Below are 25,680 nucleotides of genomic sequence, written 5' to 3' on the forward strand. Positions count from 1 at the left end.
GTTTCAATCCACAATAAACTTGATCATCTCAAAACGGTCATTTACCTGGATTTCCAGAATGTTGATTCCTTTGGGTAACTCCCGGACCAGAGCCGAAAGAACCTCATTCATTTCCCTTTCACTTGAAACATAGTATTCTTTGGTTCCTCCAAAAGAATTGATGATCCTAAATCGGATGAAAAGGTCATTGGCCGGAATGGTTTCCCCCAACCTCACCATGAGTTTATTTCCCTTATTTGGATTAGGATATATATACCAATTGGCGAGACTTTTGTGCACGCTTACAGGGGTGACTGTCATGATACGGCCAAAAGTATAATTCCCATTTACATCTACTTGCCTGATCCTGTAATACAGCCTGTCACCGGTCATGGGAAAGTCAATATCCTCAAAACTGTAACTTATTTGCTCATTGGACCAGCCTGCACCTTGAACTTTGCCTATTGGAATAAAATCATATACCCCTTTCACAGACCTTTCTATTTCAAAATGGCTATTTTCCCACTCAGCAGTAGTGACCCAATATAAAATGATTTGATTTTCTTCCTCATCATATAGTAGCTGTTCTTCAAGTATTTTGATCGGTAACTTGCGGTAGCACCAATCTCCTGTAAACTCATCCCAATCTTCTTCGGCAGCGATCAAGGTATAACCTGCGGTGCAGCCACCAACAACTGTGGAAAGCAATGCTACCTCTGTTCCACATTTAAAAATCTTTGCCGAACCTGAGGACTTCGTAAAAGTCTGATTGTAAAAATGCGCTCCTGCAAACATCCTGATCCAAGAATCCCCAAGGACCGTCATGGATTTGATCCCTGCATTGCCATATATGTCAAATAGCGCCGATCCTGCTATTTCCAAAGACACTAGGTTCAATGCACCTCCGGATTCCACGATGAGATAGGAATCACCTTTGATATTGATGCCTGAACAGACATTGGAACTCCCGCTTCCTTTTATAATCAAAGCATTTTTAGAGGTAATTGCGGTCGGCGTAGTTCCTGAGTTTCCGGCATCGAGATTTAGCTGCATGACCTCAAAGACCCCCTCTACTATGACCTTGTTGCTGTTGCCATTGGTAAAGGCAAGCGTACCACCAACCCTGAATGTGGCCTGTGGATCAACCTGAAAAAGTATTCCCTCATATTGGTTAGTTGATGGATTAAGGACATTGTCAGTCTCGAGAACAGTTCCATTTCCAAGATTGACTACCGACTGCTTGTTGTAGTAGGTATTCCCATCTATGTTGATCCGCGCAGTACCGATACCTGCAGCATGGTTAAAGCCCAACTCAGCACGCTCCAATAGGTAGACATGTCTGGGAATATTCAGGCTGACCCCTTCAGCCAAGGTAATGTTGTAAATGGGGCCAAGGAAGGCAAAGTTAAATCCCGGATCGAGTGTCAGGGGATCATTGATGATCACATTGACTTCACAGTTGTTTTTTATGGAATTGTATCCAGGCAAAGATGAGGAGGAAACCAAGGGAGGAAACGTACTTACTGAATTAAACGAACAACCGGCGATGTCCACCTTGTCCCAACAGTTACCGTCTATCCAGGATTCCGAACAACCTATTTTGGTAGGATTATAGGTGTATGTCTGCCCAAGCACAGGACTTGAAACGAACAACAGCAATAGCACAATATAGGAGATAAATAAGCCTTTCATTGGAGTCGGGTGATTAACGCAATAAGAAGGTGTTCATAAAATACTTTTTTCAGATTCACAAATACACAATGTTGTATTTATTGAACTTTACTAATATTTCATAAAACAATATCGGTACAAACCACTGAATTACCAAGAAAAACCTGATTTCTTAAAGGAAAAACTCATAAATAAAATACTTCCAAAACCTCTATCTAAACCTTATCCGATTTAATACTAAAAGTATAATCTTGGAATAACAGACAATCTTGAATCAATTGCTGTTTTCAAAATTTAAGCAGAATAAAAATTGACTCCCAAGACCTTAAAAAGTGAAAAAAAAGGTTGTTTTGGATCAATATCCATTAATATCCAAAATCAATCAATATCTGTAATCAAAATTAAAAACTTTATAACAGTCCCTAAACAAATAACCAATTAACCCCTTACCAAATAACCAATTTCAATCCGGCCTATACTTCATCTGAATCCCTCTCAAAAAATTTCTCAGAATCTGATCCTTACAGGGACGGTATTGATCTTGTGTTGGTTTACGAAAAAACGCACTCAGTTCATGCTTGCTTATGTTGATATTTACCTTGGCCAAGATTTCCAATATCTCATCATCCTTCATGTTGAGGGCGATTTTGAGTTTTTGGAAGATCATGTTATTGGTTAGGGTCTTCTCCGCCACAGGTACATCCCCTTCCCGCTTGCCACGGCGGTCGATAATCAGTCCATTGAGAAAATAGGCCAAGTCCTTGTCATAAATTCCCCTATAGTCCGGATCCTCTTCCCGCTTTAGCCAATCACTTACCTCAGACCTTGTGACTGTCTTTCCTCCCAAGCCAAACAATGCGATCATCTTGTCATCACCAAAATCAAAAGTATAGCGCAGGCTGCGAAGGATATCGTTATTGGTCATTTTTTAAAGGATGAAGGAGGAAGGTTGAAATCTGAATTCGACGGAACGTAAAGATGTCTGATTGGAGGAAGTTTTCCAAATAAGAAGATTAAAGCCGGAAAAGGAAATCTCCCTTTGAGGCTCCTTGCTTTCCCTTCGTTTGCTTTGTGATACAAGAAAATTTATCTCACGCGGAGCCAAAGAGGGAAAGGAAAAAAATCGATGGATGATGCATCATTTCTCTGTGTGCTCAGCGCGCTCCGTGGTAAAATTAACTAGACTTTGGGACTCTTTGCGAAACCTTTGCGTCCATTGCGGTAAAAGAAATATTTCCACGCTTTCTATTTACTAAAATTTCCACTCAAATTTCAAACATTAACCCGCTCAATTCTCTTCTTATGGTATGTGGAAGGCAATGTTATTTTTGTACCTTTTATTTTATACAAATCCCCTTTTGATGAAAGATCCCTTGCTGTTTGATTTTGGAGTTGGTAAAAATTTTGGAAGTTGGTCCATAGTCAACGATGGTGTCATGGGTGGGTTGTCCCAATCAAAAGCGAGCCTCGATGCGGATGCATTGCTTTTTGCAGGAAATGTTTCTTTGGAAAATAATGGGGGATTTGTTTCCCTTCGTAGTCCAATGGGTAGCTACGACCTTTCAGCCTACAGGTATTGTGAAATCCGTTTCAAATCAGATACCCAAAGAAAGTTTGAGGTGTTGATTGAAAAAGACACCCAATTTTACCTCCCAAAATTCCGGATAAAGTTTGCCGCCAAAGGCACAGATTGGGAAACCGTCACTATTCCGCTTCGGGATTTTGAAGTCAGCAGAATGGGTGCCACGATCCAAAAGGGAATTGACCCGGAGGTCCTAAAAGAAATCCAGCGGATTGGGTTTATTTTGGCTGACAAGCAGGAAGGAACTTTCAATTTGTGGATCGATTACCTTAAGTTCTATTGATTTTTTTCCCTTCAGGCAGGTTGCCCTTTGCTCAAAAGGAAAATTATCTCACGCAAAGCCGCGGAGAGAAAAAAAACAAAGCATGGAGGAAAAGGGGTAAAGATGACAAGACTCTATTCTTCCGGAAGTATGTTGTCTCTGTGAGCTATGTGGTAAACAAATCAATCCCTCAGAAGAAAAATTATCTCACGCAAAGCCGCAAAGAAAAAAATTAAGTATAAAGGTAAAGGGATGAAGGATAACAAGACGCTATGCTTTCGGAATTATGTTGTCTCTGTGAGCTATGTGGTAAACAAATCCAATCCCTTGAAAAAAACATCTCACGCAGAACCGCAGATAAAAAAAAGGGGAAGAATAAATGTTTTGTTACCTCTATGCTCCATGCGCCTTTGGTAATTTCAAAGGTTCCCACTTTGCGACCATGGCGACACCTTCGGGACCATTACGGTAAAACAAAGAGAAAATGTTTGTATCACCACAAACATTGGCAGTGCAAATCCTGCTTCTCGAGAAATAGGTTAACTAATAAATTTCAAAATTCCCCTTCCTTCATCCCTTCTCCGTTTTCCTTCATCCTTCTTTAGCATTTTCATTTGGAAAAACACCCCATTTGGGACATATTTACCCTTTCATACTACTTCCATTCCAAACCATTACTTTGAAAAAATGACCAATACTTATTTCAAAAAATATGCAGTCCGCCTAGGCTGTGTATTCCTGACCGGATTTTTTGGCAATACTGCCCTTTTTGCCCAGCAGACTGTCATGCTAAAAGACCTTTCGGCTTTCAAACCCAACAACGGCACCTGGCAGATGGCATCCGAAGTCTCGGGAGATCCGGACCAGGCTAACTTCCTCAAAGCCAACAAAGGCGATGGCATCATCGTCAACCTCCCCACCAAAAAAAACAACGGACAGGATCTCGTCTCAGTCGAAGAATTTGGAGACATCGACCTTGAGCTTGAAGTGATGGTGGCTTCCAAGTCCAACTCCGGCGTCTACCTCATGGGGCAATACGAAATTCAGGTCCTTGACAGCTGGACCAAATTGACAGCCAAGCCAGGAGACATGGGTGGCGTCTACGAGCGTTGGGATGACACCAAACCCGATGGACAAAAAGGATATGAAGGTTACGCTCCAAGGCAGAATGTCGCCCGCGCACCGGGAGTCTGGCAGCAGCTTAGAGTTTCCTTCCAAGCACCAAGATTCAATGCGCAGGGAGAGAAAACCGAAAATGCAAAGTTTCTCTATATCCAGCTCAACGGCGTAACCATACACGAAAACCTGGAGCTTTTCGGACCTACCCGTGGTTCAATGATGCCAAATGACATCGACAAAGGACCGCTCCGAATCCAGGGCGACCATGGTGCGGTAGCTTTCCGCAATATCAAGATCACAAGATTTGATACAGCGGTGCCTACACTAACAGACCTGAAGTATATGACTTACAAAGGATTCTTCAACCAAGAACCCGAGTTTTCCAAATTGGACGCGGCCACAGTTGGCATCATTGCCAATATCCAGGACCCTATCCAAACCCCCACCGGACAGAACCTGACCCGATACATGGGAAATTTAAACATTCCAGAAAACGGCGAATACAAAATCCATATGCTTGTTTCCTCAGGAATGGGTCAGCTGAAGATCGATGGGAAAAAAGTGATTGAGTTGAAAGAAGAGTACCAAAGGGCAACTGTCACCCTCACCAAAGGGACTGTCCCTGTTGAAATCCTCGTTTCGAAAACCAAAGATTGGTCAGATACAGGACTTGATCTGTATGTCTCCGGACCAGGTCTGCGCGAGATGCCATTGTCAAAAAGTACGACGAGACAGATATGGACCACTGACCCGATCCTTGTCGACCAACAGGATGTACCAATGTTGCGAAGTTTTATGGATTTGCCTGACGGAAAAAGGATCACCCATGCCCTATCCGTATCAAGTCCTCAGCAGGTACATTATTCTTATGACCTGGGCAAAGGCAACCTGATGCAGGTATGGAGAGGTGGATTCCTAGATGCCACGCCGATGTGGAATGACCGAGGGAATGGCGCCTCTGTTCCCCTCGGTGCGGTGGTTTTCCTCGGTAATCCTGACAAGAACCTTCAGGGAATAGAATTCCAGTCAAACAAGCAGAACTTTGACCCGCAGGGCTACCAATCCAAAAACGGTGGCCTGGAGTTTTCCTATGAGTTGCAGGGAATCAACTTCAAGGACTTTATCGTCAGCAGGGTTGACGGCAAGGGATTGGACAGGACACTTTCCGCCACTGGAGGCACCGCCAATAAGCAATATGCCATCGCCGAAGGTGCCGCCATCAAGCTGATCAAAGACGGATTGTATTGGGTGGAAGACAAGGGATTTTACATTCAGGTAGATCCCAAGTCGGCCAACAAGCCGGTAATCCAAAGCAGTGGCGACAAGCAGCAGCTCTTGGTATCCCTCAATTCCCAAATTCAATACGCCATCTTGTTTTAACTTATTGACAATTAGAATATGAAGACCTTTTATTCAACATATATTACCGTCTTGGCATTTGGACTTTTGGGATTGTTTTCCCGTCCGGCCTTGGGACAGGAGTCTCCATTAGAGGAGGATTATTACAAAATCATGAAGGTAAGCAGTCCGGAAGGAACGCTTCTTGAAGTCGGCGGATTGGCTTTGATGCCAAATGGTAACCTTGGTGTGGCGACTAGGCGGGGGGATATTTTCATAGTAGAAAATCCCACAAGCCCAAGACCCTACTTCAGAAAATTTGCTTCAGGACTCCACGAAATCCTCGGTTTGACCTATCAGGATGGTTCATGGATCTGCGCCCAAAGGGGTGAACTCACCAAAGTCACCGATACGGACAAAGACGGCTACGCAGACAAATACGAGACGATCTATGCTTGGGACATCTCCGGTCATTACCATGAATATAGCTTTGGTCCCAAAGTCAGTACCGATGGAAACTATTTTGTGTCAGGTAATGTGGCCTTTGGCAATGAAGAATGGTGGAGAGGTGAAAGCCGCGTGCCATATAGAGGTTGGGTGATGAAAATATCCCCTGACGGCAAAATGGAGCCTTGGGCCACCGGCATGCGCTCCCCTGCCGGACTCGGCATCATAGACGGAGAACTGTTTTACACCGACAACCAGGGTGATTACATTGCCTCGGGAGGTTTGTGGCATTTGGAAAAAGGAGATTTCACCGGACACCCTGCAGGCTTGGCCTGGACAGGATTGGCGGGTCCTCCCTTCAAGCTGACCTCGGAGCAATTTGACGCAGTAGTCGATCCAAGGAAAATCAAAAATACTTACGGCCGCTATATCAAGCCCGAGAATGTGGTTGATGAAGAATTCATCACCTTGTATGAAGCCAAAGAAAAAATACCATCCATCAAACTTCCTGCAGTTTGGTTGCCTCATGGCATCCACGGCATCTCGAATTCTGAGCCTTTGCAGATTCCAAAAGGACATTTGGGGCCATTCGAAGGTCAGGTCCTTGTAGGGGATCAGGGTCAGAGCAAGATCATGCGGGTCATGCTGGAGAAAGTCAACGGACAGTACCAAGGTGCATCCATTGATTTTAGAGGAGGATTCCAATCCGGTGTGATGCGGATTGCCTTCGGTGCCGACAAGTCGCTTTTTGTAGGCGAGACCAACAGGGGTTGGGGTTCGGCAGGCGAAGCCAATGAAGGCTTGCAGCGTATGGTTTGGAACAATGAAATTCCTTTCGAAATGAGAACCGTCAAAGCCATGCCTGATGGTTTTGAGATAGAATTTACCAAGCCGGTCAATATCAATTCCGCAGAGGACTTGGCTTCCTATGCCGTTCAGAGTTTTACTTACAAATACCATCCAGTCTACGGCAGTCCTCCTGTAAATATTCAAGATAATGTTATCTCAGGAGTTAAGGTATCGGCTGACCGCATGAAAGTGAGGATCGTAGTCGATGGCTTGAGGAGGTATCACATCCACAAAATATCCTTGGAGGGCGTACGAGAGAGTATCGAATCCCATTCGCTTGTACACGGCACGGCATATTACACACTTAACAATATTCCCGAAGGGGCAAAGTTGACCATGGACGAACTCAGTCAGTACAACTCCGTAGCCGAAAAAGCAAAACAGGAAGCTGAAGCAGCGAAGAAAGCCGCCGCTGCTCCAAAGAAAGCCCCGGTTGCAGTTGCAGCAAAACCCGTAACTGTTACCAATGAAGTTCCTTCTCTTGAGGTTATCAATGCCTTGCTTGCTAAAAATACCTGTACCGCCTGCCACAATGCCACCAAGCGACAAGTCGGTCCTGCCTATGCAGAAATAGCCAAAAGGAAATATTCCAATGAGAAAATTGTGGACTTGATCTACAATCCAAAACCTGAGAATTGGCCGGATTATGCCACGCCGATGGCCGCAATGCCACAGGTTCCTAGGGATGAAGCTTTGAAGATTGCTGCTTGGATTAATTCGTTATCAAAATAAGACTTCAGGTTAGGTTGAATTACGTATAAATAGATATTGATTGATATTGGATATTGATTGATATTATTCCTGAATCAAACCTTTATTTGAAAATCAATCACCAGACCCCAAACAAATTCGTAATTCGGATTTGTTTGGGGTTTTGGTTTATGTTCCGGTTATTATTGTTCTAGTGGTTATAATGGTTGCCTGCTTCGCGTTGTCAGGTTTTCGGGTTTTCGAGTCCGTCACCCTGAGGCACGAAGGGTCTCTTGGTTAATGGTTCTAATTGTTCTGGTTGTTGTAATGGTTTTCTGCTTTGTGTTGTCAGGTTTTTGGAAAATCTTCTTCGCATTGAAAAGTGAACAGCGACTGATTACTGCCTGCTGAGACTGTCGACTTTCTCGATTCTTGGTATTTCATTCTCGATTCTCGCTTCTCGTTTCTCGCTTCTCGTCTCTCGCTTCTTGATACTTGATACTTTTCATTCTCGTTTCTCGGCTCTCGCCTCTAGTCTCTCTCTTCTTGATACTTTTCATTCTCGCTTTTCGCCTCTCGTCTCTCGCTTCTTAATACTTGACACTTACTTCTCCTTTCTTCACATCCGTCATCGGACATCTGACATCATACCCTTTACAAAATTCCCCTTTTAATTCTTAATCTTTCTTGGCAAATTTGATCTTGATACAATTAGGAAATTTACCTGCCGAGAATGCTGATTGACCAACATAAAAGGATCCACAATTACCTTCGGATATCGCTGACAGATAGCTGCAACTTCCGTTGTGCCTACTGCATGCCCAATGAGGAAATCGAGTGCCTTCCCAATTCAAAACTCATGTCCACCGGAGAGATTGAGCAGATTGCTAAGACTTTTGTGGACCTCGGAGTAAAGAAAATCAGGTTGACAGGTGGCGAACCTTTGGTCAGAAAGGAGTTTCCCGACATTGTGCAGCGGTTATCAAAGTTGTCGGTCGAGCTTACGCTGACCACCAACGGGGTTTTGATTCACAAGCATATGCAGCTTTTGAAAGACGCAGGCATCCGTTCGCTCAATGTCAGTCTTGACACCCTGAATCCAGAGACATTTTTCAAACTCACCAAAAGAAACCAATTCCAACAGGTTTGGGACAATATTCTACTACTCCTTGACCATGGCTTCCGCGTCAAAATCAATGCAGTGGCACTGAACGGCATCATCGAAGAAGAATTGTTGGACTTTGTAAGGATCACTGAAAAGCTGCCCTTGCACGTCCGCTTCATAGAGTTTATGCCTTTTTCCGGCAACCATTGGAAAAGTGAAAAGGTCATCACTGCAAAACAGATGCTCGGGATGGTCCAAGCTGAAATGGATGTGGTCAAACTTCAGGATCAGGTCCATGATACTGCGAAAAAATACAAAGTGGTCGGCAATGAAGGGACTTTCGCCTTCATCACCACGATGAGCGAGCACTTCTGCGGTGACTGCAACAGGATGCGGATCACGGCAGATGGCAAGATGAAAAATTGCCTTTTTGGCAAAGAGGAAATGGACCTTCTAGGCCCTCTGCGCAAAGGTGAAGACATCCTACCCTTGATCCACCTTTCCATCTATAGAAAACACACCATGCTCGGGGGACAGTTTTCACCTGATTACCTCAAAGCAGAAGCAGATAAAATCGAAAACCGCAGCATGATCAAAATCGGCGGTTAGCCCTCCCATATGATTTCAGTTAGCGAAGCAAAAAAAACACTTCAGGATAACCTCATTTCAGGCAAGACTATTTTGCTCGACCTGGATAAAGCTTCCGGCTTGGTCCTTTCCAAGGATATTTTCTCCCCCATCGATATTCCTTTTTTCAATAATTCTGCCATGGATGGCTATGCCATTTGCTGGCAAAAAGACAACAACCAAAGAAAGCTACTCAGCCAATCCAAGAGCAAAGCCGGAGACATGCAGGAGTTGGTGTTGGGAAAAAATGAAGCCATCCGGATCTTTACAGGTGCGCCTGTTCCCTCAGGCGCAGATACGATCATTCCTCAAGAGTATGTCAAAGTAGAAGAAGGACAGCTGATTTTTGATTCAGAAAAGTTCCGAAAGGGAGCCAATTTCCGTGGCAAAGGGGCCCAAAACAAATCCGGTGACCTGATCGCAAAGAAGGGCAGTCATATCAGTCCGGGGATGATCGGCTTGCTTGCCTCTGTAGGGATCAATCAAGTTCCAGTCCATGTCGCTCCGACCGTAGGGATCATCCTGACGGGTGATGAACTCGAGGAAGCGGGGAATCCATTGGGTTTTGGAAAAGTCTATGATGCCAATGGTCCGGTGATGAAGTCCTACCTTCAAAATCTCGGAGTGGAAAAAATCCATATTGGGAAGGCTATGGATGAACCGGATAAATTGCAGGAGAAAATCAACGAATACCTCGACAACTACGATATCCTGATTCTTTCCGGAGGTATTTCTGTAGGAGATTATGACTACGTCAAAGAAGGATTGCGGCAAGCAGGAGTGCAGGAACTTTTCTACAAAGTGAAGCAAAAGCCCGGAAAACCACTTTTTGTCGGGCAGAAGAAAAACCAATGGGTTTTTGCTTTGCCGGGAAATCCCGCCTCCACCCTCACCTGCTTCAACCAATATGTCAAACCCTGCATCGAAGCTTGGATGGGAAAGACTGAGGTCTGGAAACCAAGTGGGTCTTATCCTTTGGCTGCTAATTTTGAAAAACCAACAGGCCTCACTTTTTTCCTCAAAGCCAAGCTTGAAAACGAAAAAGTGACCATTCTTTCAGGTCAGGAATCCTTTAATATGATCTCGTATGGTGCTGCTAACTGCATCGCAGAAGTCGGGGAAGAGGTGGAAAGGCTGGATGCAGGAACTATTGTCAAGGTATACTATTGGTAAGGGATGGCAGAGGGACTGAATGATTTTATCCTTTTTATGCTGCTTCCTCTAGTGGCGTTTTTGTATGCCTCCGTGGGTCACGGCGGTGCTAGCAGCTACCTAATGGTGTTGGCTTTGTTGAATTTTGCACCTGAACAGATCCGGCCGACGGCGCTGATCATGAACATGTTTGTTTCTTTGATGGCCTTTATTTCTTTTCGGAAAGCGAGCACTTTTCCCACGCAGCTGTTTATTTCCTTGATCTTATTCTCCATTCCTGCGGCATATCTTGGGGGCAGTATTCTGGTGGATACAGTCCTGTATAAAAGGATCTTGGGCATATTGCTTTTTTTTCCCATTCTCCGATTTATGAATGTTTTTCCTGTATCTGATCGTCCTGCCATGGAAAGGCAGTGGTGGATGGGACCTGTATTGGGATTGCTGATCGGATTCTTTTCCGGACTGATCGGCATCGGGGGTGGGATCATCCTATCGCCGATATTACTGATGTTGGGTTGGACCAATATGAAAGAAACCGCCGCTGTTTCTGCGCTGTTCATTTTTTTCAACTCCGTATCGGGGTTTCTTGGTGCAGACGGGTTTCAGGTGGAGATCGACCGGCAACTTTGGATAGTCATGCCTTTGACGATCGCAGGAGGAGCTTTGGGCGCATACCTCGGCGCAAAGAAATTCAATCCAGTCATGATCAAATACCTATTGACCGTCGTTCTCTTTATTGCAGCGGTGAAGCTGATCTGGTCGGGATGAAATGATTTGTTTCTTTTCAATATCCAAAGGAAAACAACCATAAATTCCTTACCATACCTCGGTGAGGATATGACATCGGTCATCGGACATCGGTCATCTTCCAGAAACAAAATTTTTATTCAATCAGAATCTGACCAATTGAATTCCCTAACTTCGAACCTATGACACCTACTAGTATCCATGTGATAGCCTTCGGTATGATTGCCGAAAAGATAAAAACCAAAGAGTTGGTCTTGGAATACATGCCGGACACTGAGGTATTATTGGGCTATCTCTACCAACAATACCCTGAGCTTCAGCATACCAAGTTTGGCATTGCCGTCAACAAAAAAATGGCAGTCGGAAAGACAGTCATTCCTATCGGTGCAGAAGTTGCACTCCTCCCTCCTTTTTCCGGAGGTTAATAAAAAGATGACATGGATCGATTCAGCAGACAAACCATTTTGCCCGGATTTGGAAAACTAGCGCAGCACAAGCTGAAGCAGGCAAAAGTATTGGTCATAGGTGCAGGCGGTTTGGGTAGTCCTGCCCTACTCTATCTTGCTGCCGCAGGTGTCGGAACAATCGGCATTGTGGATGGAGATAGGGTATCATTATCCAACCTCAACAGGCAAGTACTCTTTGGAGAGGGAGATTTGGGCCTAAACAAAGCTGAAACTGCCGCCCATTTTCTCAAAGCAAAATACCACGATATCAAGATCGTCTGCATCCCGGAATTCATCACTACGCAAAACATCAAGGTGATATTTTCCAAATACGATTTGATCATTGACGGTTCGGACAATTTCCCCACAAGATATTTGGTCAATGACGCCTGCGTGCTTTTGGATAAACCATTGGTTTTTGGAGCAGTGTACCAAAATGAAGGTCAGGTCGCTATATTGAATGGAAAGGGCCATAAAAGCATCAATTACCGCGATATTTTCCCTGATCCTCCTACTGCCTACGAAATTCCCAACTGCAATGAAACCGGAGTATTGGGGGTTTTGCCTGGAATCATAGGCACACTTCAAGCAGCAGAAGCGATCAAATTTATTACCGAATATGGCGACACCTTGGTGGACAAGATGCTGTTTTACAACCTGCTCAACCATCAATCCTACACAATGGAGCTGAGCAAAAATCCGGATTCAAGGAAGGGGATTCCTTCCTCGATGGAAGCTTTGGAGACAACAGATTATGCCGTGGTTTGTGGAGATGGTGACTCTATTGATTGGGAGGAAGCTTTTGCCTTATTGAGTAAATTCCCCGGAGGAACACTCATCGATGTAAGGGAAGCGGATGAATTACCCAAATTGGAAGGGCATCCCCACCAATCTATTCCTTTAGATTTGTTGGATGAAAAGCACCAAGAATGGCTCAATTCGGATTTGATATTGTTATTTTGCCAAAGCGGAGTCCGGAGTTTGAAAGCAGTCAAAATATTGGAAAAGCATTTTCCGGGAAAAAAGATACATTCCATATCAGGAGGCATTGAAGCCCCTGATTCACCGATTTATTGATAAATACATGGAAACCAAAAGAAGCCCAAAAAACATCTTTGTGCAAGGACCTATTTCACCTGAATCCATCGCCAAGTCCATCGCCAACCACAGTTCCAAAACGGATATTGGAGGACATAGCATTTTTCTCGGCCAAGTGAGGGCAGATGAAAAAGAAGGTGGAAGAGTCACCGCAATCGAGTACACAGCTTATGAAGAAATGGCATTGGAAAAGGCCTTTGAGATTAGAGAAGCCGTATTCGCCAAATATCCCTTGAGCTGTATGCACATCTACCACAGCCTCGGAGAGGTGAAAGTCGGTGAAATCTGCCTCTTTGTATTCACCTCTTCCAAACACCGGAAATCTGCTATCGATGCCTGCGAAGAATTGGTGGAACGGATCAAAAAAGAAGTCCCTGTCTGGGGAAAAGAACTGATAGACAACGACGGCTCGGTATGGAAGGAGAATGTTTGAAGGGTTTTAGTGGTTGTAATTGTTGTAGTTGTTGTAAGGGTTGTAATAGTTGTCGGATTGTCTGCTTCGCGTTGTCGGGTTTTCGAATTTGGTTATTTGGTTAACTGATTTCCAAACCTTTACCTGAAAACAATCGAGTTGTATTGGTTGAAGAGTTGTTTGCTTCGCGTTTTTATATTTAATGGTTTAACTTCATACTTCGCTCCAAAATCTCGCTTCTCGGCTCTCGTTTCTTGATACTTGATACTTGATACTTAAAATTCAAACCTAATCACTACCTAACGCGACGCCAAAATCTCGGCTCTCGCCTCTCGTTTCTTGATACTTGATACTAATTACTTGATACTAACATAAAATGGTCGACATTACCCACAAATCTCCCTCTCTCCGCAAAGCCATTGCCCAAGCAATTGTCTCAGTGAGTTCACAGGAAACCATCGATGCCATCGTACAGCGGAAGGTACCCAAAGGTGATGTCTTTGAAATGGCGAAGACAGCGGGACTTTTTGCTGCCAAACGCACTTCGGATATGATACCGGATTGTCATCCTCTCCCGATCGAGTTCACTTCCATCAGCTATAGAATCGAAGGATTGGACATCCACATCCATGCGGAGATCCATACCATCTACAAAACCGGCGTGGAAGTCGAAGCCATGCACGCTGCCTCGGTTGTGGCGCTGACGATGTATGACATGCTCAAGCCTATCGACAAAGGCATCAGCATCAATCAGATCAAATTGTTGGAAAAGAAAGGTGGCAAGACGGATTTTTCCAAAAAGGAAAATCAAGTAATCAAAGCCGCGGTGATTGTCTGCTCGGATACAATATCTAAGGGAACAAAAGAGGACATGGCAGGAAAGGCCATCATCGAAAAGTTGGAAAAACAAGGCATAATCATTGGAGACTATATTGTAATTCCTGACGAGACAGCTGTCATTCAGGAAAAATTGAAGCAGTATTGTACCGAAGGAATGGACTTGGTGATATTCACCGGCGGAACAGGTCTGTCTCCAAGAGATGTCACTCCGGAAGCGGTTAAGCCCTTGTTGGAAAAGGAGGTTCCCGGAATCGAAGAGGTCATCCGTGCGTATGGACAGCAGCGGACACCCTATTCTATGTTGTCGAGAAGTGTTGCAGGTCTTATCGGAGAGACATTGGTATTGGCTTTACCCGGATCAACCAAAGGAGCCGCCGAATCCATGGATGCGATATTCCCCGCAGTGTTACATATTTTCAAAGTGATGGAGGGAGCGAGACATGATTGATAAAAAATAAGGTAAAAAAAATGGGGAAGATTAATTCCCCATTTTTTTTATCGAATAAGTCTGAAAATACATATCAAAGGTTGATGACCTCTTTATTCAAAATTTGAGCCTTCTGAGGCTGAAACTCAATATCAATTTTTGTGTCAATTTTTAGGCTATATCCGTTTGCTTCAGCCTCTTCCATTATTTCAAGCATTTTCTGCATGCTTGCCTTCAATTCCATAATTCTAGCCTGAGAACGGGCATCCTTTTCACCAAATTTCAATTCAGAGTTAAAACTTTTGATCTGATGGAACTTGATCTTGAAATCAATCAGGTTTCTCAAAATATCTTTTGCCTCTTCTGTTTCAAATTCCCCATTGATCAAAGTAATGATGTTTTTCCTATCCATATTTGTAACGTTAAAAATCTGATTCTTTTGATTATATAAATTTGCGAAAGACCATCCATTGGTTATTATTTATATTAATAATTATACATATAAAAGTTATTTATGGATATAGGCTTTTTGAAAGTAATCCTGTATCCTTCTTTGGTCCCGTTTGTTTTGGAATATAAGGTTAATGGCAAAGAATCAGCTAGTCATCACTTATTTTATCCCGCGCATTTATCACAACCAGGACCGGACTGGGATTTTTTTGGTTTTCGGATAAAAGTTCTGAAAACCCAAGTTCCCAAAACCAAGGCAAACAATCCGAAAACAACAAGTTCCTGCCACATAATTAAGAGAAAATTTGATAGGTGATAAAGGCTGCCAAATACGCAATCCCGGTCATGACCACGGTCTGCAGGATCGGCCATTTCCAGCTTTTGGTTTCGCGGTAGACCACCGCCAAGGTACTCATACATTGCATCGCAAAGGCATAAAAGACCATAAGTGAAAACCCTGTGGCTTTGTCAAAAACCTTCTCTCCGGTATCAGAATGGGTCTCCTTGGCTAGTTTTTCACGGATGGTCAGTTCGTTTTCGACATCTCCGCCAATGCTGTAAATCGTAGCGATGGTCCCGACAAAGACTTCCCTGGCTGCAAAAGAAGTCAAGAGGGCAATGCCGATTTTCCAGTCATAACCCAAGGGTCGGATCGCAGGCTCAATGGCCTTACCCATAATACCGATAAATGACGCCTCAAGCTTTTTGGAAGCATACATCTCCTCCACGGCAGACCATTCTGCCTCCGGAGTAGTTTGAAGAACAGCTGTTTTTTCCTCTTCAATCGACTGCATTTTGCCACTAGGACCATAGCTCGCCAAAACCCAAAGCACAATGGAGATGGAAAGAATGACTTTGCCGGCTTCCAAAACAAAGATTTTGGATTTGTTGAACATCGTCAATAGTACAGTCTTCCATCTTGGCAACCTATAAATGGGAAGCTCGGTCAGGAGGTAACTTTTCTCTTTGGTTTTTAGGATAAATTTCAAGGCCAAAGCCCCCAAGAGTGTAAACAAGACTCCCAACAGGTACATCGCCAAAAGACCGAGGGCCTGAAAACTGATTCCCATCCAAAGGGTATCCGGTACAGTCAATCCGATCAGGATAATATAGACAGGCAACCTTGCCGAGCAACTCATCCACGGAGTCACCAAAATCGTGATCAGCCTTTCTTTGGAGTTGCTGATATTCCTGGCAGCCATAATACCGGGGATGGCACAGGCCATACCTGAGATCAGCGGAACGACACTTTTGCCATGGAGGCCAAAAGGACGCATCAACCTATCCATCAAAAACACCACCCGGGACAAGTATCCGGTATCCTCCAAAATCGCCAAAAAACCAAACAACATGGCGATCTGAGGTATAAAGATGACAACTCCTCCGATCCCGGGAACAATCCCTTCCGCGAGCAAATCAGTCAATACACCCGGAGGAAGATGCGCATAAATCCAACCACTCAGGCCTGCAAATCCCACATCTATCAAATCCATGGGGAAGGCTGCCCAAGCAAAAATAGCTTGGAATATCAACAGCATGATTCCCAGAAAAACCACAAACCCAAAGACAGGATTCAGGAAAACATTGTCCAAGCTGATGGTTACATTGCTCGATTCGGTTTTTACCCTATCAACAGATTTTTTGAGTATTGAAGCTATTTTGACATACCGTGCTTCGGTTTCACGTACCTGTTGCCTTTTTCTGTCAAATCCAAAAACCCGGGATTTTTCCTTCAGCCATTCCTTATCCGCTACTGGTAGGGTTTTGTCAAATTCTCCAAACACCAACAACTGGAAAGCCTGATAGGGATTTTTAAACTCAAATCTCGCCATGACTTCCTCTACCAATACCTTGTCAGCGAATGCGTAAGAATCAAGAAGTGGTTTGGGGGATTCAAATTTTTCGGTTGACATCAATTGACGGATGGCATCTATTCCTTCATTGTTTCTCGCATCGGTAAGGACCAAAGGCACACCGAGCAATTTGTACAATTCAAAAGTCTTGATTTGAATGCCTTTTTTGAAAGCGAGGTCCTTCATATTGACCACAAAAGCCATTGGAATACCCAAGTCCATCACCTGGGTACCGAGCAACAGACTTCTCTCAAGGTTGCAGGCATCGAGGATTACCAAAGCGAAATCCGGCTTTTCCTGGCCCAATCCATTCAGGACACGATGGGCGATGACTTCATCTTCAGACTTGGGATAAAGGCTGTAAGTTCCCGGCAGGTCGATCAGGTTGATTTCCTTTTCACCAATCCGGAGAAAACCCACTGTTTTGTCAACGGTAACTCCGGGGTAATTTCCTATTTTTTGATTGAGGCCTGTCAGTTGGTTGAAAATACTGGATTTGCCTACATTGGGATTGCCGATAATGGCAACGGTTTTGGCTTGGAGGGCAGTGGCAGTTTCCATGCTAATCAGGATTTTAAATTGATCATAATGGCCTCCTGCTGTCTCAGGGCAATAATATTCTCTTCAATCTCAAAAGCCATCGGACCTCCAAAAGGTGCTTTCTTCAATAACTTGATTTCTTTCCCGGGCAAAATCCCCAGTTCCAAAAAATTAATGGAAATATCAGATTCCCTAATACTTTCTATGGTGGCTGATTGTTGAAGAGAAAGTTGTGCTGCGGTCATTTATGACTTTTTGATCAGGATGGAAAATTAATCTAATTGTCAAACAAATGGAAGAATTGATTTTATTTAATCTAAATAATTATTTAAAAGTTCCTGCTTTATTTAAAATAAACTGACTTGAAGAATCATTTTTTTTTGACAGATAAAAAGCAATTGAATTGCGCAGATTTTTTGACTTTAAATAATTGAATTCTACCAAACACACTTTGAAAGTAAGGTTTATGATCTACACCCGCACCAACTTCCACCTGCCTCTATTGAATACCCAAGTACTCACGATAGCATGCAGTGAATGGCTGACTGCAATTGCGATAAAAACCCCCGTTGCTCCTAACCCGAAAATCTTGGCCAACAGGTAGGCAAAGGGGATTTGAAAGCCCCAAAGTATGGCCAAATTGATGATTGTAGGCGTCTTGGTATCTCCGGCACCGTTGAGTGATTGACTCATCACCATGCCATAACCAAAGAAAACGTAACCTAGGCAAATAATCGTCAACCCCATTGTCCCGACGGCGATAACTCCTTCTTGCTGATTGAATATACCGATAAAAAACCCTGCTCCGGCGATGAAAATGATGGCGCAAAACCCAAGAAATATGGCTGTCAAATGCGCCGCCAACCAAGCGGATTTTTCAGCCCTGCCCGGTTGAAGGGCTCCTAAGTTCTGTCCTACCAATGTCGCTGCGGCATTTGAAAATCCAAAGGCAGGCAAGAGCGCAAACATGATCAACCTCACCGCAATCGTATACCCGGCCAAAGCCACGGAACCTGATTCCGAAATGATCCTCATCAGGAAGATCCAAGATGCGGATTCGATCAGAAACTGCCCCATGCCTCCTGAAGCCACTTTCACAATGGTAAGGACAGTCTTCCAATTCATCTTGAGACTGTCCCAATAAAACTTGATGATGGATTTGCCATTGAACAAGATATAAAACTGGTAAATCACCCCAATTCCCCTGCCTGTGGTGGTTGCCCATGCCGCCCCTTCCAATCCCATGGCAGGAATCGGTCCCAATCCAAAAATTAAGATCGGATCCAATACAATATTGAAGCCATTGGCAATCCATAAAGTCCGCATCGCTACCGCTGCATTACCTGCTCCTCTAAAGATTCCATTGATCAGGAAAAGCAGCATTACACAAACATTTCCACCGAAGATAACTTGGGTATAACGATACCCCTGCTCGATCACTTCCGGTTCTCCCCCCATCAGCATCAGCATAGGTTTGGCATAAATAACCCCAAGAACTGCCACTGCTACCGCAAAAAGCGAACAAACCACAATGGCCTGAAAAGCTGCTGCAGATGCTTCCTTAGGCCTCTTCTCTCCTATTCTACGGGCTACAATCGCTGTCGCTGCCATACTGAGACCGATGGCAATGGAGTAAATTATTGTCAAAACCGATTCAGTCAGACCAACCGTTGCAACTGCGTGCACGCCCAATTTTCCTACAAAAAAAATATCCACTACGGCGAACAAGGATTCCATCACCATCTCCAAAATCATGGGAATGGAAAGATAGAAAATCGCTTTTTTGATACTGATATTGGTGAAATCTTCTTCAAGACCACTTACGGCCTGTTTGAAATGTCGGATGAAGTTCTTGATTGTCATATATGAAATAGCTTTCCCGTAAGGAGATGAAGATAATAAGCCACTGTCCCTTATGGGATTAAGCCAAAATAAACCGGAACAAAATCAAGCCTTCATAATGACACAAAAATGCTAAAAAAAACAAAGAACCCAAAAAAGGAATTTGATTAGTAACATAAATAATGGTTATCCACCTTTTTGCCAGTAACCCAAGATTCTAGAGCCAACGGGACGCCTGCCGCTAGGCAGGGAATTACGATAGTTATCGGAACGAAGTCGGAATCCCGATGGACCGAAAAATTCAAATCTCCTAACAAGTACCATTTTGAATTAAAATTCTACCGGCAAATCTGAGTACATAGATAATCTATTAACGGTCTGAATAGCCAAAAGAAAATCCGATGGAGAAATAAAACCTGAGGTTCTTGTCCGAATTGTTTTTTCCTACGCTTGCAATAATGGGTCCTAAAATCGATTTGTTAAATATTTTTTAAAAAGTTTTGTCACAAGCCATTTTTAGCTGTGTCTAATGGATAAAAAAATGAAAAAATTTATCCTTTCCACTTTACTCCTTGCTTCAAGCTTATGGGCCTTTGCCCAAAATAAAGAAGTTACCGAAATCGCTGTTTACCGGATTTCTGGAAATCATAATGAAAATTTCGAAAATCTCTTAAAGGACTTTAGATCACATGTCTCAAAACTCGCTGGTTTTAAAACATATACCACATTGCAAGACATCCGCGGCCCTAACATCTACATTGATATTTTGCCATGGAGCGATATCAATACAGCGCTTGCAGCTGCGGATAATGTAAAAAACGGTAAGAAATACATACCATTTATAGCAGCAATTGACAGTCTGATTGCCCACGGAGAATTTTATCCTTATCAAGTATTCATTCACAACAAAACAAAAATTCCTATGCAAAGTAAAATTACAGAAGTCGTCATCTACCAAATCAAAACTGACAAGGTAGATAATTATGAAACCATTACCGAAAACGTCGATCTCTTTTTGAAGTCCCAAAAGGGGTTTATCAGCAGAATTATCATGCAAGACCATAAAGACAAAACTGTTTTTATGGATATTGTGGAGTGGGAATCAATAGAAGATGCAGAAAACGCCTTACAAAAATCCCAACAGGAGACAGCACTACTGCCTTTCTTTGAAGCAACTGAAAAAGTAATTACATTTAGTCATTACTCATTTTTCAGATAATGTATAACATTTCAACTTCAAATAATCAATCAGATATAGCCTTAATCAAAGATGCCTTGAGCGGTTCAAAAACCGCCCTTGGACATTTACTAAAACAGCATTACAACTTTATCTATAATGTTGCTTTGCGGTTTGTCCTCAATCCAGAGGACGCACAGGATTTGACTCAGGAAGCTATCATCAAGGTGATTACCAAACTTTCCCAGTTCAATCAACAATCAGAATTCAGGACTTGGCTATACCGGATTGTTTTCAACCATTTCCTCAACACAAAAAGGCAGAAGATGGAATATGCAGTTGTGTCCTTCGATGAATATGAACTTGCTCTTGACAGTATTCCCAATCAGGAACTTTCTGCTTTCGAAGAAAAGGAGTTGGCCGAGAAAGTAGAAGATGCAAAAATCGGATGCATGGTAGGAATGCTACTCTGCCTAAACAGAGAACAAAGGTTGGTTTACATCCTTGGTGAAATTTTTGAAATTGAAAGCAAAACAGATGCATTCCTTTTGGGAATGTCAGCTGAGAACTTTAGGCAGTTATTGTCTCGTGGCAGAAAGGACCTTTATCATTTTATGAATAATAAATGTGGATTGATCAATACACGGAATCCCTGTAGGTGTCCCAAAAAAACAAAGGGTTTTATTCAGGCTGGTTGGGTAAATGAAAATAACTTACAGTTCAACAACCATTTCTTGAAGCGTGTTGCAGAACTTGCTATTCTAAAATCAAACCAATACGACGATCTCATAGAAGAGAAATACGGGGCTCTTTATAAAGACCATCCTTATTATGACAGAGACAAATCAAATGAACTTTTAAAAAAATTGACCGAGGACTCAGATTTAAAAGACATTTTTAACCTCTGATTCAAAATATTTTGGAGAAATGAAAGAACAAAAAAGCGAGGCTTGATCATGACATCAACCTCGCTTTTCCAACTTCTTTTTTCCTCCCAAAAATCGAAGCCTTACCATTTATCTTTCAAAGGTTAAAGTTTAATTGAAGGCAGTTACCGGATCCAAATCTGTTGCATGTTCAATTTCCCATTCTGCCATAATCTGACGATGGATATAGCAGGCATTGGCCTGCTTGAGCAACTCCTCTTTTTGTTCCGATGATAAATCACCTTCAATCTGCATCGCTACTTTAATATTGGTTTTAAGTCCTTCAGGACTCCGTTTCACTTCTTGAGAAAGCTCCGCCTTCACCTCGCCTATCTCCCATCCCTTCTGCCGGGCAATGTAGCGTACAGTGGCTACTTTGCACAAGGCCAACCCGCTTAACACCAATTCCGAAGGACTCATTCCTAAATTTGTCCCATTACTTTTAATAGGTTCATCCCCTACTATACTGTGCGTACCGTTGGTAATGATGCTTTGGTATCCTTCAGGTAGGTTCTTGATTTTTATTACAGTTGCCATGTCTCGATTCTTTTCAATGTGTACAAAATTCCAATGGTCTTAAATGGCCTCTAGTTCAGGAGCGATTGGAAAGTCAATAGCAAATCCCGCCAAATTATGGATGTAGTTGCTGATGGTTTTATCTCCAACCGCAATAACAACATCTATCAAATTTGCTTCGGTATAGCCGGCATCAAAGAATGCTTGCATTGAGGCTTCTTCTGCCCTGCCTTTGTTTTCCACGATTGAGGCGCTTAGCTTCACCAAGGCATCTAATTTTGGGTCAAAAGAAGCAGAACCTTTACGCAATTCAATGACCTGTTCTTCTGTGAAGCCATTCATTTTGCCCAAAACAGTATGGGCGGACTGGCAATAGCGGCAACCGTTGATTTGGCTGGTCACCAGATTGACAACTTCTCTTTCTTTGGCTTTTAAGGTGCTTTTTCGATTTTGAAATGTAAGGTAGTCACCTAGTGCCGTTTCGTTCTTTGCATAGTATGCATACAGATTTGGGACGAAGCGCAAGCCTTTTTGAAGGTTATCAAAAATGGCCTGATTGTTTTCCGATACTTCTCCTCGGGTTGGAATTGCAAAATTTGTCATCGTTATAAATTTTTAATGTAAATATTTAATTACGATGCAAAGATGCAGGCAAAGGCCTAGGGCATGTTAGGGCATTATTCCCGATGAGTTGTCAATACTTCCCAAAAGCGACTTTTTGAATTCCGAAGGACTGATATTTTCAATTTTTTTAAAAAATCTGCTGAATGTCTGTATGTCTTCAAATCCCAATTCATAGGCGATCTCCTTTATCGACCTGTCCGAATACCGCAACATTCTCCTTGCTTCCAATGCCTTTCTTTCATGGATGATCTGAAGCGGAGTTTTGCCTGCCAGTTGGGTAAAAATATTGGATAAGGTTTTGGATGATTTGTTCAATAAATCAGCATAATCTTTAACACTGTGTTTTGTTGCAAAATGTTGCTCAACCAAAAAATTGAATTCCCTGACAATATCAACTTCATCTCCGGCCAATTTCAAATAGTTGTTTTGAACCTTATAGACACGTGTGCAAAGTATAATGAACCTCTTTAGCATCATTTGAAGCATTTCCAGTTGCAATTCATCCCTGGACTGCATTTCAATTTCAAACATTTTCCAAAGTGTCTCAAATTTCTCAAGCTCCTCATCAGGGATCTGGAAATAAGGCAATTGTTTGGCATTGTAAAAAAGAATCCCCTTACAACTTACCTCCGAATCGTGGTTTAACACGCAATAAAACTCCTTGTTAAATTTTATAAACTGGGCAGTTTCCAACTTACAAAATTCAATCTGTTGGAAAACCGAGAGACATAGGATCGTATTATTGGCCAAATGAATTTTGATGCCCTCATGGATTATTGCAGAGTTTTTACCCCTAACCCAAACAAACAACAAAGGAAAAGCCAGTTCCCTGTCAAATGAAATAACATCTCCTTCCTTGATTTCCTGGAGTTGAATAAATTCACTATTGGTTCCTTTGTAGATCATGATTCTTAAACAGTTTTTAAAAATACAAGCTGATAATTCAACTAAAAGGAATAAATAATAATTCCGGCAATAAGTTCACAAATTTTAAATGATGTTTTACCATGGATAGAAATCAAAAAAACTAAAGTTGTTAGGGCGAAACATCAATGCTGGTTTTTTAATTTTTCATCACAAATTTGAAAAACCACTTTTAAAAACCATCCTCTTGATTTGCTTTTGGATAAATAATACCTTTAAAAGTAAAGCCCGGATTTTTGATACCGATAGATAACTTTCAACCTTCACTTCTATGAACAATGAAAAGCAACTTTTAAAATTCTCTGTTTATGGAGCTTTGTTTTTTGCTTTGCTTGCTATCATTTGGGGTGTCATCGAAAACTCCAAAATCATCCTTTTTGACGGGATTTATTCCCTGATCAGCGTCGGGCTTTCGTTGATTTCCCTCTTCACAGCCTCCTTTATGGCCAAGCAGGATTTTGACCGCTTTCCTTATGGGAAAGAGATGATCGAACCCATCATCATCCTTGGCAAATTCCTCGTCATTACTATCCTCTGTCTGTTTGCCTTTTTCTCTGGGGTATCGACTTTGCTTTCCGGAGGACAGGAAGTCAATGCCGGTTCAGGCTTGGCCTATGCATTCATTGCGACAGTTGGTTGTTATTTAGTTCACATATTTTTGGTAAAAAAACAAAAAGTAAACGGGTCCGGACTTGTAGAGGCAGAATCCCAACAATGGCTGATGGATACTTTCCTGAGTTTGGCGGTATTGCTTGGGTTTTTATTGTCTCTCGGATTAGGTTATACCAAATACAGCCACTTGATGCCCTACATGGATCCCTTGATGGTCATCGTAGTATCGGGTTATTTTCTCAAAGTCCCGATCACCAACATGGGTTTGCAGATCAGGGAAGTACTCGACATGAAAGCCGACACCAAATACCTGGATCTTTGCCAGGAGATCGTCGCAGAAATCGAAAAAGAGTACCAATTCCAAGAATCTTTTTTGAGGGTTTCGAAGTCAGGACCAAAGCTTTTTATTGAAATAGATTTTGTAGTGTCCCCCGAAGGATGGCAACCGAATCTTAACGAGCAGGATAATATTCGTGAAGAAATCCTGTCCAAAATGAAGCCTATCTCCCTCAAAAAATGGCTAAACGTCGCCTTTACCAACGACAGAAAGTGGGCGGTGTAGGTGGAATCGTCACCCTGAGGAACGAAGGGTCTCTTGGAGGAAAGTTGTAGTGGTTGGAAATGTTGTAATGGTTGTAGTTGTTGTTGTCTGCTTCGCGTTGTCAGGTTGCTAAGTTATGAGGTATTGGTTGTTAGGTTATTGGTTATTGGGTTAATTGTTTAACTGATACCGTTCTATCCTAAGTTTTACTTCTCACCTCTTGGTTCTTGATACTTGATACTTGGTTCGTTTCTCGCATCTCGCCTCTCTTTTCTTTGCTCTTAAGTCCTTAAGCGAAGTCGAAGGGCTCGCTTCTAGGTTATAAAAAAATCTATTATTTTCGCACATGCCTAGACCACAACATTACCTCCTGCTTGTCCTTTTTCTTTTTTTATGCACAATCCCTTCACCTGCGCAGACCAATTCGAGATGGTACCAAGTTTCTAAAATCGTGGATGGAGACACTTTTTGGATCATCAATGCCAAAGGACAGGAAGAAAAAATCAGATTGATCGGGGTAGATGCACCTGAATCCCGAAAGACAGGCAAAAAGGAAATAGGTTATTATGGCAAGGAATCCAAAGCCTACGTCACCCAGCTCCTTACGGGTAGAAAAGTCCGCCTAGAATATGACGTGAGCAAATACGACCGGTACAAAAGAACCTTGGCCTATGTGTATCTCGAAAACGGCACATTCCTCAATGCCTTCCTTATCAAAAACGGCTATGCTTCGGTAATGACGGTACCTCCCAATGTCAGGCATGCAGACCTGTTTGTTCAACTCCAAAGAGAAGCCCGCGAAAATAAACGGGGACTTTGGAAATGATTTCTACATCAAATTACAGGGATCAACCCTATTTCCAAAAGTAAGAAAACCAAATGCG

The 25,680-nt window shown here is 42.8% G+C and carries 23 protein-coding genes; 14 read left to right on the forward strand and 9 right to left on the reverse strand.

Features of this window, described 5'->3' with window-relative positions:
• Positions 1-3: 3 nt before the first annotated feature.
• On the reverse strand, positions 4-1,671 hold the full coding sequence (locus tag MMU07_RS14010; protein ID WP_241126500.1) for a hypothetical protein: 1,668 nt from the start codon (positions 1,669-1,671) through the stop codon (positions 4-6).
• A 442-nt stretch (positions 1,672-2,113) separates the two neighbouring features.
• Entirely contained in the window at positions 2,114-2,575 is a 462-nt protein-coding gene (locus MMU07_RS14015) for a YehS family protein (protein WP_241126501.1), read from the reverse strand.
• 436 nt (positions 2,576-3,011) lie between these two features.
• Between MMU07_RS14015 and MMU07_RS14020 the strand changes: the two genes are divergently transcribed.
• The 10 genes from MMU07_RS14020 (at position 3,012) to moaCB (ending at position 14,812) form a co-directional block, all read left to right on the forward strand.
• A complete protein-coding gene (locus tag MMU07_RS14020) occupies positions 3,012-3,515 on the forward strand; it encodes a CIA30 family protein (RefSeq protein ID WP_241126502.1) in 504 nt (167 codons plus the stop codon).
• Positions 3,516-4,181: 666 nt separating this feature from the next.
• Complete coding sequence (locus MMU07_RS14025) at positions 4,182-5,993, forward strand: 3-keto-disaccharide hydrolase (RefSeq protein ID WP_241126503.1); 1,812 nt, start codon at positions 4,182-4,184, stop codon at positions 5,991-5,993.
• 18 nt (positions 5,994-6,011) lie between these two features.
• On the forward strand, positions 6,012-7,979 hold the full coding sequence (locus MMU07_RS14030; protein ID WP_241126504.1) for a c-type cytochrome: 1,968 nt from the start codon (positions 6,012-6,014) through the stop codon (positions 7,977-7,979).
• Between the two features lie 691 nt (positions 7,980-8,670).
• Positions 8,671-9,651 carry a GTP 3',8-cyclase MoaA gene (moaA, locus tag MMU07_RS14035; RefSeq protein WP_241126505.1) on the forward strand — a complete coding sequence of 327 codons (981 nt, stop codon included), beginning with the start codon at positions 8,671-8,673 and terminating at the stop codon, positions 9,649-9,651.
• Positions 9,652-9,660: 9 nt separating this feature from the next.
• On the forward strand, positions 9,661-10,842 hold the full coding sequence (locus MMU07_RS14040; protein WP_241126506.1) for a molybdopterin molybdotransferase MoeA: 1,182 nt from the start codon (positions 9,661-9,663) through the stop codon (positions 10,840-10,842).
• A 3-nt stretch (positions 10,843-10,845) separates the two neighbouring features.
• Positions 10,846-11,589 (forward strand): sulfite exporter TauE/SafE family protein, encoded by a 744-nt coding sequence (locus tag MMU07_RS14045; protein WP_241126507.1) that lies wholly within the window; start codon positions 10,846-10,848, stop codon positions 11,587-11,589.
• 161 nt (positions 11,590-11,750) lie between these two features.
• Complete coding sequence (locus tag MMU07_RS14050) at positions 11,751-11,993, forward strand: MoaD/ThiS family protein (protein WP_241126508.1); 243 nt, start codon at positions 11,751-11,753, stop codon at positions 11,991-11,993.
• 12 nt (positions 11,994-12,005) lie between these two features.
• A complete protein-coding gene (locus MMU07_RS14055; RefSeq protein WP_241126509.1) occupies positions 12,006-13,091 on the forward strand; it encodes a ThiF family adenylyltransferase in 1,086 nt (361 codons plus the stop codon).
• A gap of 7 nt (positions 13,092-13,098) precedes the next feature.
• Positions 13,099-13,545 carry a molybdenum cofactor biosynthesis protein MoaE gene (locus MMU07_RS14060; protein ID WP_241126510.1) on the forward strand — a complete coding sequence of 149 codons (447 nt, stop codon included), beginning with the start codon at positions 13,099-13,101 and terminating at the stop codon, positions 13,543-13,545.
• A 355-nt stretch (positions 13,546-13,900) separates the two neighbouring features.
• Entirely contained in the window at positions 13,901-14,812 is a 912-nt protein-coding gene (gene moaCB, locus MMU07_RS14065; RefSeq protein WP_241126511.1) for a bifunctional molybdenum cofactor biosynthesis protein MoaC/MoaB, read from the forward strand.
• A gap of 73 nt (positions 14,813-14,885) precedes the next feature.
• On the opposite strand, the gene MMU07_RS14070 is transcribed toward moaCB, so the two are convergent.
• From MMU07_RS14070 to MMU07_RS14085, 4 genes are all read right to left on the reverse strand, one after another.
• A complete protein-coding gene (locus MMU07_RS14070; protein ID WP_241126512.1) occupies positions 14,886-15,203 on the reverse strand; it encodes a hypothetical protein in 318 nt (105 codons plus the stop codon).
• Positions 15,204-15,534: 331 nt separating this feature from the next.
• Positions 15,535-17,655, reverse strand: a complete 2,121-nt coding sequence (gene feoB / locus MMU07_RS14075) for a ferrous iron transport protein B (RefSeq protein ID WP_241126513.1) — start codon at positions 17,653-17,655, stop codon at positions 15,535-15,537.
• 5 nt (positions 17,656-17,660) lie between these two features.
• Entirely contained in the window at positions 17,661-17,879 is a 219-nt protein-coding gene (locus tag MMU07_RS14080) for a FeoA family protein (RefSeq protein ID WP_241126514.1), read from the reverse strand.
• Positions 17,880-18,105: 226 nt separating this feature from the next.
• The gene (locus tag MMU07_RS14085; protein ID WP_241126515.1) at positions 18,106-19,497 is read right to left on the reverse strand and encodes an MATE family efflux transporter; all 1,392 of its coding nucleotides are present in this window, start codon (positions 19,495-19,497) and stop codon (positions 18,106-18,108) included.
• 520 nt (positions 19,498-20,017) lie between these two features.
• Between MMU07_RS14085 and MMU07_RS14090 the strand changes: the two genes are divergently transcribed.
• A complete protein-coding gene (locus MMU07_RS14090; protein WP_241126516.1) occupies positions 20,018-20,695 on the forward strand; it encodes an antibiotic biosynthesis monooxygenase family protein in 678 nt (225 codons plus the stop codon).
• A complete protein-coding gene (locus tag MMU07_RS14095) occupies positions 20,695-21,561 on the forward strand; it encodes an RNA polymerase sigma factor (RefSeq protein WP_241126517.1) in 867 nt (288 codons plus the stop codon). The genes MMU07_RS14090 and MMU07_RS14095 overlap by 1 nt, the downstream gene beginning before the upstream one ends.
• Before the next feature lie 129 nt (positions 21,562-21,690).
• On the opposite strand, the gene MMU07_RS14100 is transcribed toward MMU07_RS14095, so the two are convergent.
• The 3 genes from MMU07_RS14100 to MMU07_RS14110 all read right to left on the reverse strand — a co-directional run bounded on the left by MMU07_RS14100 (position 21,691) and on the right by MMU07_RS14110 (position 23,625).
• Positions 21,691-22,116: an OsmC family protein gene (locus tag MMU07_RS14100; protein ID WP_241126518.1), complete on the reverse strand. Its 426-nt coding sequence runs from the start codon at positions 22,114-22,116 to the stop codon at positions 21,691-21,693.
• Positions 22,117-22,155: 39 nt separating this feature from the next.
• The gene (locus MMU07_RS14105) at positions 22,156-22,698 is read right to left on the reverse strand and encodes a carboxymuconolactone decarboxylase family protein (RefSeq protein ID WP_241126519.1); all 543 of its coding nucleotides are present in this window, start codon (positions 22,696-22,698) and stop codon (positions 22,156-22,158) included.
• A 66-nt stretch (positions 22,699-22,764) separates the two neighbouring features.
• Complete coding sequence (locus MMU07_RS14110; RefSeq protein ID WP_241126520.1) at positions 22,765-23,625, reverse strand: AraC family transcriptional regulator; 861 nt, start codon at positions 23,623-23,625, stop codon at positions 22,765-22,767.
• A 289-nt stretch (positions 23,626-23,914) separates the two neighbouring features.
• Here MMU07_RS14110 and MMU07_RS14115 point away from each other — a divergent pair, with 289 nt between their 5' ends.
• Positions 23,915-24,817 carry a cation diffusion facilitator family transporter gene (locus MMU07_RS14115; protein WP_241126521.1) on the forward strand — a complete coding sequence of 301 codons (903 nt, stop codon included), beginning with the start codon at positions 23,915-23,917 and terminating at the stop codon, positions 24,815-24,817.
• A gap of 325 nt (positions 24,818-25,142) precedes the next feature.
• Positions 25,143-25,622: a thermonuclease family protein gene (locus MMU07_RS14120; RefSeq protein WP_241126522.1), complete on the forward strand. Its 480-nt coding sequence runs from the start codon at positions 25,143-25,145 to the stop codon at positions 25,620-25,622.
• Positions 25,623-25,680: the final 58 nt, after the last annotated feature.

Origin of the sequence: Cognataquiflexum nitidum, assembly GCF_022538055.1 — a bacterium.
Taxonomy (GTDB): domain Bacteria; phylum Bacteroidota; class Bacteroidia; order Cytophagales; family Cyclobacteriaceae; genus Cognataquiflexum; species Cognataquiflexum nitidum.

Excerpts from the sequence above, each read along its gene's own strand:
- MMU07_RS14050 (WP_241126508.1), top strand. The coding sequence starts at position 11,751 with ATGACACCTACTAGTATCCATGTGATAGCCTTCGGTATGATTGCCGAA.
- MMU07_RS14025 (WP_241126503.1), top strand. The coding sequence starts at position 4,182 with ATGACCAATACTTATTTCAAAAAATATGCAGTCCGCCTAGGCTGTGTA.
- MMU07_RS14115 (WP_241126521.1), top strand. The coding sequence starts at position 23,915 with ATGAACAATGAAAAGCAACTTTTAAAATTCTCTGTTTATGGAGCTTTG.
- moaA (WP_241126505.1), top strand. The coding sequence starts at position 8,671 with ATGCTGATTGACCAACATAAAAGGATCCACAATTACCTTCGGATATCG.
- MMU07_RS14060 (WP_241126510.1), top strand. The coding sequence starts at position 13,099 with ATGGAAACCAAAAGAAGCCCAAAAAACATCTTTGTGCAAGGACCTATT.
- MMU07_RS14095 (WP_241126517.1), top strand. The coding sequence starts at position 20,695 with ATGTATAACATTTCAACTTCAAATAATCAATCAGATATAGCCTTAATC.
- MMU07_RS14080 (WP_241126514.1), bottom strand. The coding sequence starts at position 17,879 with ATGACCGCAGCACAACTTTCTCTTCAACAATCAGCCACCATAGAAAGT.
- MMU07_RS14110 (WP_241126520.1), bottom strand. The coding sequence starts at position 23,625 with ATGATCTACAAAGGAACCAATAGTGAATTTATTCAACTCCAGGAAATC.
- MMU07_RS14120 (WP_241126522.1), top strand. The coding sequence starts at position 25,143 with ATGCCTAGACCACAACATTACCTCCTGCTTGTCCTTTTTCTTTTTTTA.
- MMU07_RS14090 (WP_241126516.1), top strand. The coding sequence starts at position 20,018 with ATGAAAAAATTTATCCTTTCCACTTTACTCCTTGCTTCAAGCTTATGG.
- MMU07_RS14100 (WP_241126518.1), bottom strand. The coding sequence starts at position 22,116 with ATGGCAACTGTAATAAAAATCAAGAACCTACCTGAAGGATACCAAAGC.
- MMU07_RS14015 (WP_241126501.1), bottom strand. The coding sequence starts at position 2,575 with ATGACCAATAACGATATCCTTCGCAGCCTGCGCTATACTTTTGATTTT.
- MMU07_RS14030 (WP_241126504.1), top strand. The coding sequence starts at position 6,012 with ATGAAGACCTTTTATTCAACATATATTACCGTCTTGGCATTTGGACTT.
- MMU07_RS14045 (WP_241126507.1), top strand. The coding sequence starts at position 10,846 with ATGGCAGAGGGACTGAATGATTTTATCCTTTTTATGCTGCTTCCTCTA.
- MMU07_RS14040 (WP_241126506.1), top strand. The coding sequence starts at position 9,661 with ATGATTTCAGTTAGCGAAGCAAAAAAAACACTTCAGGATAACCTCATT.
- MMU07_RS14055 (WP_241126509.1), top strand. The coding sequence starts at position 12,006 with ATGGATCGATTCAGCAGACAAACCATTTTGCCCGGATTTGGAAAACTA.
- MMU07_RS14105 (WP_241126519.1), bottom strand. The coding sequence starts at position 22,698 with ATGACAAATTTTGCAATTCCAACCCGAGGAGAAGTATCGGAAAACAAT.
- MMU07_RS14020 (WP_241126502.1), top strand. The coding sequence starts at position 3,012 with ATGAAAGATCCCTTGCTGTTTGATTTTGGAGTTGGTAAAAATTTTGGA.
- MMU07_RS14085 (WP_241126515.1), bottom strand. The coding sequence starts at position 19,497 with ATGACAATCAAGAACTTCATCCGACATTTCAAACAGGCCGTAAGTGGT.
- feoB (WP_241126513.1), bottom strand. The coding sequence starts at position 17,655 with ATGGAAACTGCCACTGCCCTCCAAGCCAAAACCGTTGCCATTATCGGC.
- MMU07_RS14010 (WP_241126500.1), bottom strand. The coding sequence starts at position 1,671 with ATGAAAGGCTTATTTATCTCCTATATTGTGCTATTGCTGTTGTTCGTT.
- MMU07_RS14070 (WP_241126512.1), bottom strand. The coding sequence starts at position 15,203 with ATGGATAGGAAAAACATCATTACTTTGATCAATGGGGAATTTGAAACA.
- moaCB (WP_241126511.1), top strand. The coding sequence starts at position 13,901 with ATGGTCGACATTACCCACAAATCTCCCTCTCTCCGCAAAGCCATTGCC.